This is a genomic window from Pseudomonas sp. Kh14 (assembly GCF_900291005.1).
GTDB classification, from domain to species: Bacteria; Pseudomonadota; Gammaproteobacteria; order Pseudomonadales; family Pseudomonadaceae; genus Aquipseudomonas; species Aquipseudomonas alloputida.
In genome coordinates this window covers 366,155-380,080 of sequence record NZ_OLKJ01000010.1, presented here as the reverse complement: position 1 = coordinate 380,080, position 13,926 = coordinate 366,155, and the positions used below count along the sequence as shown (strand labels likewise).

At 62.2% G+C, this 13,926-nt stretch carries 12 protein-coding genes; 4 read left to right on the top strand and 8 right to left on the bottom strand.

What is annotated here, in order from left to right; genetic code table 11:
• The first annotated feature begins 359 nt into the window (after nt 1–359).
• The 3 genes from FQ668_RS05315 (at nt 360) to FQ668_RS05305 (ending at nt 5,248) form a co-directional block, all read left to right on the top strand.
• Nucleotides 360–1,256 (top strand): formate/nitrite transporter family protein, encoded by an 897-nt coding sequence (locus FQ668_RS05315; RefSeq protein ID WP_014589957.1) that lies wholly within the window; start codon nt 360–362, stop codon nt 1,254–1,256.
• A gap of 281 nt (nt 1,257–1,537) precedes the next feature.
• Entirely contained in the window at nt 1,538–2,611 is a 1,074-nt protein-coding gene (locus tag FQ668_RS05310) for a diguanylate cyclase (RefSeq protein WP_014589956.1), read from the top strand.
• 51 nt (nt 2,612–2,662) lie between these two features.
• Entirely contained in the window at nt 2,663–5,248 is a 2,586-nt protein-coding gene (locus FQ668_RS05305) for an EAL domain-containing protein (protein WP_014589955.1), read from the top strand.
• A gap of 14 nt (nt 5,249–5,262) precedes the next feature.
• Here FQ668_RS05305 and FQ668_RS05300 read toward each other — a convergent pair whose 3' ends face one another.
• The 8 genes from FQ668_RS05300 to FQ668_RS05275 form a co-directional block, all read right to left on the bottom strand.
• Nucleotides 5,263–5,601, bottom strand: a complete 339-nt coding sequence (locus FQ668_RS05300) for a DUF2025 family protein (RefSeq protein ID WP_014589954.1) — start codon at nt 5,599–5,601, stop codon at nt 5,263–5,265.
• A 223-nt stretch (nt 5,602–5,824) separates the two neighbouring features.
• Nucleotides 5,825–6,694, bottom strand: a complete 870-nt coding sequence (locus FQ668_RS05295; protein WP_014589953.1) for an HlyD family secretion protein — start codon at nt 6,692–6,694, stop codon at nt 5,825–5,827.
• Nucleotides 6,695–6,706: 12 nt separating this feature from the next.
• Nucleotides 6,707–6,913, bottom strand: coding sequence for a DUF1656 domain-containing protein (locus FQ668_RS05290; protein WP_010952308.1), 207 nt, complete (start codon nt 6,911–6,913; stop codon nt 6,707–6,709).
• On the bottom strand, nt 6,900–8,888 hold the full coding sequence (locus tag FQ668_RS05285; protein ID WP_014589952.1) for an FUSC family protein: 1,989 nt from the start codon (nt 8,886–8,888) through the stop codon (nt 6,900–6,902). Before FQ668_RS05285 ends, FQ668_RS05290 begins: the two co-directional genes overlap by 14 nt.
• A 205-nt stretch (nt 8,889–9,093) precedes the next feature.
• Complete coding sequence (gene ccoM, locus FQ668_RS29150) at nt 9,094–9,210, bottom strand: cytochrome c oxidase subunit CcoM (protein WP_003254862.1); 117 nt, start codon at nt 9,208–9,210, stop codon at nt 9,094–9,096.
• 135 nt (nt 9,211–9,345) lie between these two features.
• Entirely contained in the window at nt 9,346–9,507 is a 162-nt protein-coding gene (locus FQ668_RS28495) for a hypothetical protein (RefSeq protein ID WP_014589951.1), read from the bottom strand.
• A 68-nt stretch (nt 9,508–9,575) separates the two neighbouring features.
• Entirely contained in the window at nt 9,576–9,905 is a 330-nt protein-coding gene (locus tag FQ668_RS05280) for a hypothetical protein (protein ID WP_003254865.1), read from the bottom strand.
• Nucleotides 9,906–9,968: 63 nt separating this feature from the next.
• A complete protein-coding gene (locus FQ668_RS05275; protein ID WP_019439143.1) occupies nt 9,969–10,664 on the bottom strand; it encodes a M949_RS01915 family surface polysaccharide biosynthesis protein in 696 nt (231 codons plus the stop codon).
• A 150-nt stretch (nt 10,665–10,814) separates the two neighbouring features.
• On the opposite strand from FQ668_RS05275, the gene rapA reads away from it, so the two are divergent.
• Nucleotides 10,815–13,661: an RNA polymerase-associated protein RapA gene (gene rapA, locus FQ668_RS05270; RefSeq protein ID WP_019439144.1), complete on the top strand. Its 2,847-nt coding sequence runs from the start codon at nt 10,815–10,817 to the stop codon at nt 13,659–13,661.
• The last annotated feature ends 265 nt before the right edge of the window (nt 13,662–13,926 follow it).

Sequence of the window (13,926 nt, the reverse complement as noted above, 5' to 3'; positions counted from 1 at the left end):
TTGACTATCAGTCCGTACTCACAAGCACCCACACGAATTGCTTGATTCGATTTGTTAAAGAGCGTTTGGTTAAGAGCTTTTCGTCTCAACCGAGGCGCGCATTCTACGCTTTCCTCAGAACCTGTCAAGCGTTTATTTTGAAGTTTTTTACCACCACTTTCTTTCGAAAGCTAACAACTTCAACAACTTACCGCTTGCCCCGAAGCGTTCATCGCTGCGAGGAGGCGAATAATACGCGCTTTGAAATCAGAGTCAACACCTTGTTCTGAAAAACTTTTCCATCACCGTTTTGCCGCTAACCGGCAACTAATGAAAGCGCCGTGGATCTGTAAAGAAACACACCACGGAGCGTAGCGGCCATGAGCAATGGGCAAAGCGAGAAAACCCCCGGCCTCTCTGCAGATGAAGAGCAGGAAGTCAGCCACAGCCAACCGCCGCGGGCGGCTGTGCTGCACGAAATCATTCGCTACCAGGGCGACCAGGAGCTGGAACGTACACTTGCCGCGTTGTGGTGGTCGGCACTTGCCGCCGGCCTGTCCATGGGGCTGTCGTTGATGGCCATGGGGCTATTCTACGCCCGCCTGCCGGAAGGCGATGGTGCCCAGGTGGTCGCCAGCATTGGCTACAGTGCGGGCTTCCTTGCCGTGATTTTGGCACGCCAGCAACTGTTCACCGAAAATACGCTCACCGCCGTGCTGCCCGTCATGACCGCCCCTACGCTGGCCAACTTCGGACGACTGCTACGCCTCTGGAGCGTGGTGTTGCTTGGCAACCTGGCAGGCACCCTGCTGGTAGCCTGGGTGATGCTGGAACTGCCGATCTTCGACAGCAAGACCGATGTTGCATTTCTGGAGGTCGGTCGCAAGGTAATGAAGAACGACATCAGCCAGATGTTCGCCAAGGGCATAGTCTCAGGCTGGATGATTGCCACCATGGTCTGGATGATCCCTTCAATGGAGCACGCCAAGATCTGGATCATTCTGATGATCACCTACCTGATGGCCCTTGGCGATTTCACTCATATAGTGGTGGGGTCAGTCGAAGTGTCCTACCTGGTGTGGGCTGGCGACGAAACCTGGAACCGCTTCTGGCTGGAATTTGCACTACCGACGCTGGCGGGCAACATCATCGGTGGCAGTTTCATCTTCGCCTTGATCAGCCATGCACAAGTGCGCAGTGACAGTGGCAAACCACCCTCGCGGCTTCTTAACGACGACCAGCCCCAGTCCGCGCGCAGCAGACATGAGCCAAAATGATACTCAGCGTGCTGCTACAGTGAGCTCATGCCCCTGGCCCTGCTTACTCACGGGCCAGGGCTACACATCCGTTCTGCCCGCCATGCGGTGACTCCAGGTTGCCCCGCCCCCGTCCGCGGCGCGCTCAGTCGCACCTGAGCCTGGTAATCGGCTGCCCACCACAGTGATCGAATCAACCGTGAATTGGCTTGCAAGGTCATTTCTCGCCGATGACACACTGTTCAACAATATTCATGCGTGTTATGCGATGAACGGTACACCGACAGAAAACTGTGAGCACTATGGATAACCGCAACGGCAAAGGACTTTCATTCGTCAAGCGCATCTACCTGCCGCGGGTCATTGGCCTGGGAATCGGCCTGTTCACTGTCATGGCGGCCATTGCGCCGCTGTCGCCCCCCTCCTGGGCATGGCTGCTGGTACTGTTCAATGGTCTACTGTGGCCGCACGTGGCCTACCTGTGGGCTGCCCGCTCGACAACGCCTTACCAGGCGGAACAGCGCAACCTCCTGCTGGACTCCCTGATGGGCGGGTTCTGGACCGCCGCCATGCACTTCAACCCGCTGCCCAGCGTGACCGTGCTGGCGATGATGACGATGAACAACGTCGCCGCCGGTGGCAAGCGCATGGTCTTTCGCGGGGTGCTCGCGCAACTGGCTGGCATGCTCGCCGCCATCCTGCTGCTCGGCCCTGGCTTGCAATTGACCGCCACGCCCCTGCAGGTCTATGCGTGCCTGCCCATGCTGGCGCTGTACCCGCTGGCCTTGGGCTGGGTGTGCTACCAGCTTGCGATCAAGCTGGGCGACCACAAGCGCCGGCTGAGCGCCCTGAGCCTGACCGACAGCCTGACCGGGCTGTTCAACCACGGTGCCTGGAAGGACCTGCTGCAGCTCAAGTTCCAGGCGTGCAAGCAACAACAGGGGCACGCGGTGATTGCCCTGATCGACATCGATCACTTCAAGACCATCAACGACACCTTTGGCCATGTGGTCGGCGACTGTGTACTGCGCCAGCTCAGTGCTGAGCTGCGGCGCAGTTTGCGCGAGGGCGACCAGGCCGGACGTTACGGCGGCGACGAGTTCTGCGTAATCCTGCCCGAAACCAGCGAAGCCCAGGCCTGCCAAGCCATGGAGCGTCTGCGCGAGCGGGTTTCCAGCTACCGCAACCCACAGTTACCGCACCTGCGCATCAGCCTGAGTATCGGCCTGTCACCCTTCGAGGCCAACCTCGAGTCCCCCGAGCACTGGCTCGAACAGGCGGACAAGGCGCTGTACATCGCCAAGCACGCTGGCCGCGATCAGGTCAATTTTGCCCGTGGTGAAGCTGCCGCGCTCAGGCTGGCCTATCCTGATTGAACCTCCTTCCTGACTGCCTGGCGGGAGGTTGCCTGAAGGAGCCGCTCGCGCATGGCCAGGACCGCCAAGCTTCCACCCGCTAGCCCCACACCGCGCTTTCAGGTGCGCCACCTCATTGCCGGTTTCAGCGCAGTGTTCGGCCTGGCTTGCCTGATCATTCTCGGCGCTCTGTTCAATATCGCCCGCACGCTCGACCAACAGGAGCGCCAGCGTAGCGCCTTCCATGCGAACCAGGCGCTGGAACAACGGCTGCTCGCCTCGCGCCAGTTTCTGTCCAGCTATGCCGTATGGGATGCAGCCTTCGAGCACTTGTCGGGCGAAGCCGACTGGCAATGGGCCTACGAGGAAAAAAACATAGGCGAGTCGCTGTACAGCGCCAGCGGCTACGAAGGGGTGTTCGTAGTGGAAAACGACCGCACCACCTATGCCTTGTTCAAAGGACAGCTCAGCCAGGCAGGCGCCGACACCTATATAGACACACCACTGCAGCCGATCATCGAACAGGCCCGCGCGGCGGCGATTTCACGCGAGCAGGTCACCCGTTTCGTGCTGTTCAATGGCTGGCCGGCCGCACTCAGTGCAGCAGCCGTGCGCCCGGACCGGGAGGTTACCGACAGCGAGGTGAGCCAGGCGCCGGTAATGCTGTTCATTGACCAGCTCACCGAAAGCAAACTGGCGCAGTTGGGCAAAGGCGCCGGCCTGACCGGCATGCACGTGGAAAAGGAGGATAGGCAGGATCACAACCACCTGCGCATCGACCTGGGCGACACCGGCTACCATCTGACCTGGAACAGCCCGCTGCCGGGGCAACAGATGCTGCGGGCAGTGTTGCCAGCACTGTTGTGCGCACTACTGATACTTGGCCTGGTGATGCTGTACCTGTTCCGTCATGCCTTGCGCAGCTCCCGGGCAATCGGCCTCACGCTCGTGCATCTGCAACAAAGCAACCAGGCCCTGGAGGCCAGCGAGCAGCGTTTCCGCGCGGTGGCCGAGTCGGCATCCGACTGGATCTGGGAAACCGACCGGCACCAACGGGTGACCTACCTGTCGCAACGCTTCGCCAACGTCACCGGCTACCCGGTGGACGGCTGGCTGGGCCACCCGCTCAACCAGTTGCTGGCCTGCGACACCACGCCGTTGTCACCTTGGCTCGACGCCCTGGCTACCGCTGACCCGCAGCAATTGGCCAACCTGCGCTGCACTTACCGCGACCAGAATGGCCAGAACCGCTACTGCCGGATATCCGCCCGCGCTATCTGGCGCGATGGCAAGGTCATCGGTTTTCGGGGTACCGCCAGCGATATCACTGACGAAGTCGACGCCCACGCGCGCATCCAGCACCTTTCGCTGCACGACCCACTGACCGGGCTGGCCAACCGCAACAAGCTCGCCCGGCACCTGGAGCAGGCCTTGTTGCGCGGCAGTGATTCACCGCCGCTGACCTTGTTGTTGCTCGACCTGGACAACTTCAAGCCGATCAACGACTCGCTCGGTCATGCTGCCGGAGATGCCGTTCTGCAAGAAGTGGCAACGCGCCTGCGCGACACCACCCGCGATGGCGACCTGGTCGCGCGCCTGGGCGGCGACGAGTTCATCCTGGTACTCAGCGGCATGGACAACAGCAGCGAGATCGACCGCTTCTGTGCGCGCCTGATCGGCCTGCTGCAGCAACCCATCGTCTTCGAAAGCCAGCCGCTGCACATCGGTGCCAGCATTGGCGTTGCCCAGACGCGTAATCAGGGCTTCGATGCAGGTGAGCTGATCCGCTGCGCCGACATCGCCCTGTACCAGGCCAAGGCCGATGGAAAGAACACATGGCGCTACTTCGTTGCCGAAATGAACCAGCAGATCCAGTACCGCCGCCAGCTGGAGAATGACCTGCGCCGGGCCCTGCGCAATGAGGAGTTCGAGTTGCATTACCAGCCGCGCTACCGCCTCGACGACCTGCGTATCGTCGCGGTCGAGGCCTTGGTGCGCTGGCGGCACCCACAGGAAGGGTTACTGGGGCCGGACACCTTCATTCCATTGGCCGAGCAGAGCGACATCATTGTTGCGCTGGGCCGCTGGGTGCTTCGCGAAGCTTGCCGCACTGCCCATGACTGGCCAGCCGACGTGCTGGTTTCGGTCAACCTGTCGCCTGCGCAGTTCTTGCGCAGCGATGTGGTAGCCGACGTGCGCGAAATTTTGCTCGACACAGCCTTCCCCGCCCAGCGGTTGGAACTGGAGATTACCGAGAATGTGATGCTCAACGACATCGAGGGCGCGCTAGGCACCATGCTGTCGCTCAAGGAGTTAGGGGTGCGCCTGAACATGGATGATTTCGGCACCGGCTATTCGTCGTTGGGCTACCTGCGTACTTACCCGTTCGACAGCATCAAGATCGACAAGCGCTTCATCAGCGGCCTGAACAACAACGGCGGCAGCGACCGCGCTGTGGTCCAGGCCATTATCAACCTGGGCGAGGCGATGGGGCTGACAGTGACAGCCGAAGGCGTGGAAAGCGAACATCAACTCAAGGCGCTGGAAAAGGACCGCTGCCATGAAGTACAGGGCTATTACCTGAGCATGCCCCTGGACAGCGCAGGGTTGGCGGCGTTATTGCACCAAACCTCCCAAAGCACTGCACAGCCCTTGTAGACGTGGCCTTGCTCCTAAAAAGGCTGGGAGTGCTGCTGCAGGCTGCGCTGCGCCACGATTTCGGGCAGATCACAGCGGCGCAGGTAGGCGCGCAGCGGTTCACCAATGTTCAAGCGGTCATCCACGTGCTGATCCAACAACAGCGACAGCCGTTCGCGGCACAACACCATGCGCTGCCCTTGCTCGGGCCGCCAGACAAACTCGCTGCAGGGGGTGATACTGGCGTCGGCCACGTCCATGCCGAACGCGTCCTCGGAGAAACGCACGATATGAACACCGCGCTTGCCGTGAAAACCGACAAAGCCTTTTAGCTGATCGGCGGCGTTGCAGATATCCTGGGAAGTGATGGCCATGACGTAACCTCGCAATGAAATCGGAAGATACGCACGCCAGGCGGGAAAAGGGTTACCTCTGTCGGGCAACTCACAACGGCAGCCTAACGCAACTGGCCGGCCGCTCGCCAAGTTTTTTCGTGTTTGACCGACGTCGTCGGCGAACTCGAGCTGTACGGCCTTCACCACACGACCCGGCTTTACCGCTTCGAACATTTCATTTCTGTCTAATGAGGCAGCACCATCACTGCGGGTCGCGGTCCTCGTGCACTTGCACACTCGCCGTCATCCCCGCACTCAAGGTCAGCCCTTCCGGCACCTGATCCAGGCGAATCCTCACGGGTATGCGTTGGGCCAGTCGCACCCAGTTGAAAGTCGGCTCTACCTCCGGCAGCAACTGGCTGTCCGGGTTGCTGTTGCGGTCGGTGATGCCGCGGCTGATGCTCTCCACGTGTCCCTGCATCGGTTCACCCGTGCCCATCAGCCACACCTTCACAGTGTCCCCAACGCGAATGCGCGGCAGCTTGGTTTCCTCGAAATAGGCCTGGATGTAGAACGTCGAATCATCCACCAGTGCCATCACCGATTCCCCGGTGTTCACATAATTGCCTTCGGCCAGACGCAGATTGGTGATATGCCCGCTGCGCGGTGCCCGCACCTCACTGCGCGCCAGGTTGATCCTGGCCACCTGCAACTGCGCCTCGGCTTCATGCAGCTCGCCACGCGCGATGGCGGCATTGATCTGGGCGTTTTCACGCAACTCGGCACTGATCGCCTCTGGCCCCAAGGCAGTACGCCGCGCTGCTTCACGCTCGCGCAAGCGCAGTTGCTGGGCGCGAGTCTCGGTCACCGCGCTGGCCTGATCGAACGCGGCCTGGAAGCGCTCGCGGTCAATACTCATCAACAAGTCGCCAGCCTTGACCTGCTGGTTGTCATGGACTTTGAGTTCGCGAACCCAGCCAGACACGTCAGGCGCAATCACCACCACATCGGCGCGTACACGGGCATCGCGCGTCCATGGGGTGAGCATGTAGTAATGCCACAGCTGGTAGCCGGCCAACACGGCCAGGGCCACCACACACAGGGTCACCAGAATACGTACGGCCGCACGCATCGAAACACTCCTTTATAAAGTCCCAGACAGGCGTACCACCAGGAACAGCACACAGACGAACAGCGCTGCGTCGAACAGCGCTTCATGCCAGATCCAGCGCCCCAGCGGTGTGGCATGCACCACCAGGCGCAGCAGGCCGGTGAGCAGCAGCGCCAACAACACATAAAGCAGAAACGGGCTGAGCAGCACACCGCCCACTTCCCACTCACGCAAACCCATGGGTGTCCTCCTGCCAGCGGCACCATTTGCCCCAGCTTTTCTGCAATTGCAGCACCGCCCCCTCGGCCAGCCGAAGCGGGTCGCTGGCTGGCTGCCGACGCAAGGCAGCGATGAACTGCTCACTGGCAGCATCCAGCCGCTGCCCACGCCCGGCAGCAGGCCCATTGGCCAGCACTGCTTCCACTTGTTGCAGGTACTCGCGCTCGGCCCGCCCCAAAGGGGCCTGGGCGACCGCCAGGCACATGCGCAGGTGTACCAGTTCGTCGCCGATATCCAGCCCGTGCAGGCCGTCATCCCAGCGTTTGCGTTCGCCTTCCGGCAATTCACTGGCATGCCGCGCCAGTTGCATCAGCCGGTCGGCCATGCGCCCGCCAAACCAGCTGTCAGCCCCTCGCAGGTCGCGCCGAGTCAGGCGCACCAGGTCGTTCTGCGTGGCCGCACGCAAGCGCCGGCCCAGCCAGGCCGGGTGGCGGAACACCAGCAAGCGGAAGGCCATGACCGCTGCCGACACCCCCACCAGCATGGCCAGGGCACTGTTCAGCATGGTCGCCACGCCGAACTGCATGGCGTTGAGCGGCGACACCAGCACAATGAAGTGCAGGCAATAGGAAGTGGCCGTAGCCCCGGTACGAGGATGGGCCATGCCCAGTGCACCAAGAAACAGTGGCACGCCCATGCCCAGGCAGAGCATGGCGAAGCTGCTCCATTGCGGCAGCATGATCTGCCCGACCACAAACGCCGCCGGTATCGCCAGGAATATCCCGCGCAGGAAACTCAGGCCAATCTGTGCGCCGTTCTCGCGACTGGCGAACAGGCTGCAGACCACGCAGGTCAGCACCAGGCCACCCGGGGCCGAAGGCCAGGCCGTGGCCAGCCAGAAACCACTCATTACCAGGAAGGCCAGCGCGCTGCGCGAGCCGAACAGCAAGGCCAGCGACCAGTCTCGGTGCGCGGCCAGCCCCTGGGACACGTCCTTGGGCGCCCTGCCCGCCTCCACATCCTCAAGTGCCTGGCTGGCGGCCATGGCATAGTCCAATAGCAGGGCCATGCGCGCCAGGCAGAAGTGCTCCGCCGAACTGATCTGCTCATCGTGGGCGGCATCCCAGATACGCTGACGCAACACCAAAAGGCTGGGCTGATCGGGTTGGGCCAGCAGCGTGCGCACTTCCTGCAACCAAGGCGTCAGGTGCTCGATCTCGCCCTCATCCAGTTGCCGCCACTGGCGGCGCACCGAACGGGAAATACGCAACAGCACCATCAGTTTCTGGCTAAGGCCACGAATGGCACGGGCACGTTGGCGCCCGCGATTGCCCTCGAACCAGGCATGTTCACGCTGGCTGTCGATGGCAACGATGCGCCCCAGGCTTTCCAGCAGGCCTTTGCGCGCCTCGTCCTCTCCGCCCAGCATGGCACCGGCGGCCTGCAGGCCGTTCTGCCAGGCCTGCCGCGCCTGCCCGCCCAGTTGCTGCTCGACCCGCATGGGCCAGAGCAAGGCACTGCTGGCTGTTGCACAGAAAATCCCCAGGCAGATCTCGGTACAGCGAGCCACGGCCTGGTCGAATACCTGCAGGGGGTGGTCAATGGCCGGCAAGGCAATGATTGCCGCGGTGTAGCCGGCCAGCACGAAGGCATAGGCCCAGGCGCTGCGCAACTGGGTGGACGCGGCGGTACACAACGCAAGCCAAAGCGCCAAGGTAAGCAGAAACAGGCCGGGGGTCTGAGCGAACAGGCCGATGAACAGCACCGACATGACTGTGCCGACCAACGTGCCGGCCAACCGCGCCAAGCCTTTCTGCACCACCATGCCCGATAGCGGCTGGGCGACGATGAAAGCGGTCATCAATGCCCAGGAGGGTTGCTCCAGCCCCCAGCGCATCGCCAGCCACAACGCCAGGCCGCCCCCGAGCAGGGTCTTGATGGCAAACTTGAGGGCGAGGCTGCTGGGCGTGAACAGGGCCTGAAAGGTGATGGGCACGAGGCGGACCTTGCGGGGAAAAGTCTTGCTGAAAAGATAGACAATGATGAGCAGGATAAAGCGGAAACGATTAATTAGCTAGCTAATCATGTATATTCGATTAGCCTGCACTGAAAGGGACAGCTCAGACAATAAAAAATGCAGGCAAAAAAAATGGGCGACCGAAGTCGCCCTAAATGCCTTGCGTGCTCGTGTACCCGGAAGGTCAGCGCGGCTTGCGCTTGTTCGAGTCCTTCCAGATGAAAATGCCCAGACCGGCAAAGAAGGCGACCATCAGCCCGACCGTTACCACACCGGCGATAACCACGTTGTCGAAGAACATGCTGGCCTCCCCATTCGTTTGCCGTTGTCCGATGGGTACACGTTAACCAATGTGGCGGCGGGGAAAATTGATCAGTGTCAATGGTGCCCGAGGCCGGGCACGCGAGGGGGGCGCAGGGTTGACCTGCGTCAAGTTTCAACGCTTCTTAGGTTTGCCCTTGGGCTTCTTTTTCTTGCTGGTACTCAATGGCAGGGCCTGCTCGAAAGCATTGCGCATTTCGTTCAGCCGCTTTTCCTTGAGGTCGTGGGCGCGCTTGGCACGTTCGGCATCGAAATCGATGAGGTTGTCTTGGCTCATGGGGTGGGCTCGACGATCAACAGAGAATTGCATGATGAAGCCAGGCGCAGGCGCTGACCAGCCCCGTATCAGACTTCGATGTCCACCAGCAGTCCTTGGCGTACATGCTCGCCCATCAATGGCGCTACCGGCACGGTATTGTCGGCATTGACCTCGTCACCCGGGACGGCATCGTAGCGTTCCTGCTCGCCCTTGTTCCGGCGTTGCTGCTGGCGGCGCTGTTCATCGCGCAGCAACAATACCTGCTCCTGCGGGTCGCGCTGGCGCTTGAGGTCAATGGCACTTTCGCCGGACGCAGGCTGCGTCGGCACCACCGGCTTGATGTCAGGGGTCGGCTTGACCGGGTCCTGTTGCGAGGTGACCGGGGCGGCACTGAGCGGAATGATCGGCGGCAGCATGGGCGTTCTCCTATGCCCACTGTATCGGCAGGCGCAGCTTTACCTTGATGTCATGGACAACATTTACTCGGCTTCGTCACCCGGCTCGTCGTCGACTGGCGGGCTGGCCTCGCTCCAGGGCCGCTTGTACACCTGCTGCCAAACCGCATCCATATGATCGCGCAATACCTGCGGCGCGGATTTCAGCGAAGCGCTGTCCTCGCGCTCACCACCGATCGGTTCCTCGCCCGCCGGGGTGATCAGCGACTGGCCGGTAATGGTGTAACTGGCCTGCCCTTCACGCATTTCGATGGCGATGTCATGCGGGTCGATACCGCCGCCGCAGAATGCATGGCTGGCCACCGTTATCTCGGCCACCCCATTCTTGTTCAGGTCGCTGACATCACTGACGTCATTATAGAAGTCCACGTCCAGGTCCAGCCCCGGGCAGGTCGTTTCCTGCTCGACCTGCCAACGCGCCTTGAAGGCGTCGCTCTCGGCCGTGCGCCCGTACAAGGTGGCCTTGAGCACCACCTTGTCCACTTCCTGTTCGCTTTCCAGGTCGCTGGCCTGGCCATCGCTGCGGCTCAGAACCAGCAGCCCTTCGCCGTCACTGTCACGAAAGTGCACGCTCTTTATCGGCGTCTGCACGCCCAGTACCTCAAGCTGCTCCATCGGAATGGGGGGCAATGTCTCAAAGTTTTTCTGCTCGCAGGCGCTCAGCAGCACCAGGCTGCCCACGACCATCGAAGCGCTGATCCAGCGGTGCTTGGCAGACATGTTGATCCGGGGCCCTCGTCGGCGGCGCTGTGCAGGGCGATGAAACGACTAGACTGTGCCTTTCGATACCTTTCGGTGCTCTCGGCACTTTGGTCTGACCGGCCGATCCGTTAACATAATCGGCTTTTTCATCGCGGGAGTTCAGGCAGTATGGCGCAGCAGTATCAACCGGGGCAACGCTGGATCAGCGACAGCGAAGCAGAGCTCGGCCTGGGTACCATCCTGGCGCAGGATGGCCGCCTGTTGACCGTGCTCTACCCGGCCACTGGCGACACCCGCCAGTATTCCCTGCGCAACGCGCCGCTGACCCGCGTGCGCTTCTCGCCAGGTGACCAGATCACCCACTTCGAGGGCTGGAAGCTGACCGTTCGCGAGGTCGAGGACATCGACGGGCTGATGGTCTACCACGGCCTGGACGGGCAGAACCAGCCTCGCACCCTGCCTGAAACCCAGTTGTCGAACTTCATTCAGTTCCGCCTGGCCAGCGACCGCCTGTTCGCCGGGCAGATAGACCCACTGTCGTGGTTCAGCCTGCGCTACAACACCCTGCAGCACACCAGCAAGCAAATGCAGTCGGCACTGTGGGGGTTGGGCGGTTGCCGCGCACAGCCCATCGCCCACCAATTGCACATTGCCCGCGAAGTCGCCGACCGCAGCGCCCCACGCGTTCTGCTGGCCGACGAAGTGGGCCTGGGCAAAACCATCGAAGCCGGCCTGGTCATTCACCGCCAGCTGCTGTCGGGTCGCGCCAGCCGCGTACTGATCCTGGTGCCGGAAAACCTCCAGCACCAGTGGCTGGTGGAAATGCGCCGGCGTTTCAATCTGCAAGTGGCGCTGTTCGACGCCGAGCGCTTCATCGAAAGCGACGCCAGCAACCCGTTCGAGGATGCCCAGCTGGCGTTGGTTGCCCTGGAGTGGCTGGTCGACGACGAAAAGGCCCAGGACGCGCTCTTTGCCGCTGGCTGGGACCTTATGGTAGTCGACGAAGCCCACCACCTGGTCTGGCACGAAGACCAGGTCAGCGCCGAATACGGCCTGGTCGAGCAACTGGCCCAAGTGATTCCGGGCGTACTGCTGCTGACCGCCACCCCCGAGCAGCTTGGCCAGGACAGCCACTTCGCCCGCCTGCGCCTGCTCGACCCCAACCGTTTTCACGACCTGGCCGCTTTCCGCGCCGAGAGCGAGCACTACCGCCCGGTAGCCGAGGCGGTGCAGGAACTGCTCGACGAAGGCCGCCTGTCGCCCAAGGCCCACGCCACCATCCTGGGCTTCCTGGGTGCCGAAGGCGAAGCCCTGCTGGCGGCAGTCAGCGACGGCGACACCCAGGCCAGCGCGCGGCTGATTCGCGAGCTGCTGGATCGCCACGGCACCGGCCGCGTGCTGTTCCGTAACACCCGTGCGGCGATCCAGGGCTTCCCCGAGCGTCAGTTGCACCCCTACCCGCTGCCCACGCCCGAGCAATACCGCAACCTGCCAGCCGGTGAGCACGCCGAGCTGTACCCGGAAGTTGCCTTCCAGGCCCAGGGTGAAGTGGCCGATGACGAGCGCTGGTGGCGTTTCGACCCACGCGTCGACTGGCTGATCGACACCCTGAAGATGCTCAAGCGCACCAAAGTACTGGTGATCTGCGCCCACGCCGAAACCGCCATGGACCTGGAGGACGCCCTGCGCGTGCGCTCCGGCATTCCGGCCTCGGTGTTCCATGAAGGCATGAGCATCCTCGAGCGCGACCGTGCCGCTGCCTACTTTGCCGATGAAGAGTTTGGCGCCCAGGTGCTGATCTGCTCGGAAATCGGCAGCGAAGGCCGCAACTTCCAGTTCGCTCATCACCTGGTGATGTTCGACCTGCCGGCGCACCCCGACCTGCTCGAACAGCGCATCGGCCGCCTTGACCGGATCGGCCAGAAGCACACTATCGAGCTGCACATCCCGTACCTGCAGGACAGCCCGCAAGAGCGTCTGTTCCAGTGGTATCACGAAGGCCTCAACGCCTTCCTCAATACCTGCCCCACCGGCAATGCCCTGCAGCACCAGTTCGGCCCACGCCTGCTGCCGCTGCTCGAAGGCGGCGAAAACAAGGCCTGGAATACCCTGGTGGCCGACGCCCGCAGCGAACGCGAGCGCCTGGAAGCCGAACTGCACACTGGCCGTGACCGCCTGCTGGAACTCAATTCCGGCGGCGCCGGCGAAGGTCAGGCGCTGGTCGAGGCCATTCTCGAACAAGACGACCAGTTCGCCCTGCCTATCTACATGGAAACCCTGTTCGACGCCTTCGGTATCGACAGCGAAGACCATTCAGAGAACGCACTGATCCTCAAGCCGAGCGAGAAGATGCTCGATGCCAGCTTCCCGCTGGGCGACGATGAAGGCGTGACCATCACCTACGACCGTGGCCAAGCGCTGTCACGCGAGGACATGCAGTTCCTCACCTGGGAGCACCCGATGGTGCAGGGTGGCATGGATCTGGTGCTGTCAGGCTCGATGGGCAATACCGCCGTGGCGTTGATCAAGAACAAAGCGCTCAAACCAGGCACCGTACTGCTTGAACTGCTGTTCGTCAGCGAGGTGGTGGCACCCCGCAGCCTGCAACTGGGCCGCTACCTGCCGCCGGCGGCACTGCGCTGCCTGCTCGATGCCAATGGCAACGACCTGGCGTCACGCGTGGCCTTCGAAACCCTCAACGACCAGCTCGAGAGCGTACCGCGCGCCAGCGCCAACAAGTTCGTCCAGGCCCAGCGCGATGTGCTGGCCAAGCGTATCAGTGGCGGCGAGGAGAAGATCCTGCCGGCCCACAACGAGCGCGTGGCCGAAGCCCAGCGCCGCCTGGCAGCCGAGGCCGACGAAGAGCTGGCGCGCCTGGTGGCATTGCAAGCGGTCAACCCAAGTGTGCGCGACAGCGAAATCGACGCCCTGCGCAAGCGGCGCGAAGATGGCCTGGCAATGCTGGAAAAGGCCGCCCTGCGCCTGGAAGCCATTCGCGTGCTGGTGGCTGGCTAACGCAGGCCCCGCGCCCCTTGTGGGAGCGGGCACGCCCGCGAACACCGGCGAAGCCGGTGGCATCCACCGCAGTGGATGCTTCGCGGGCTCGCCCGCTCCCACAGGAAGGCATTAGGGCCCCAAATTTATTCCTCACTGCGATTGGAGTTATAACCAAATCGTAGAAATCATTGTGCCATTAGTCAGGAAGGCTTAAGTACTCCTTCCTATACTGCCTCTGGACAGTCTGCACAGGGTTGTAGCGCAGACGAGTGAAGACTCGATC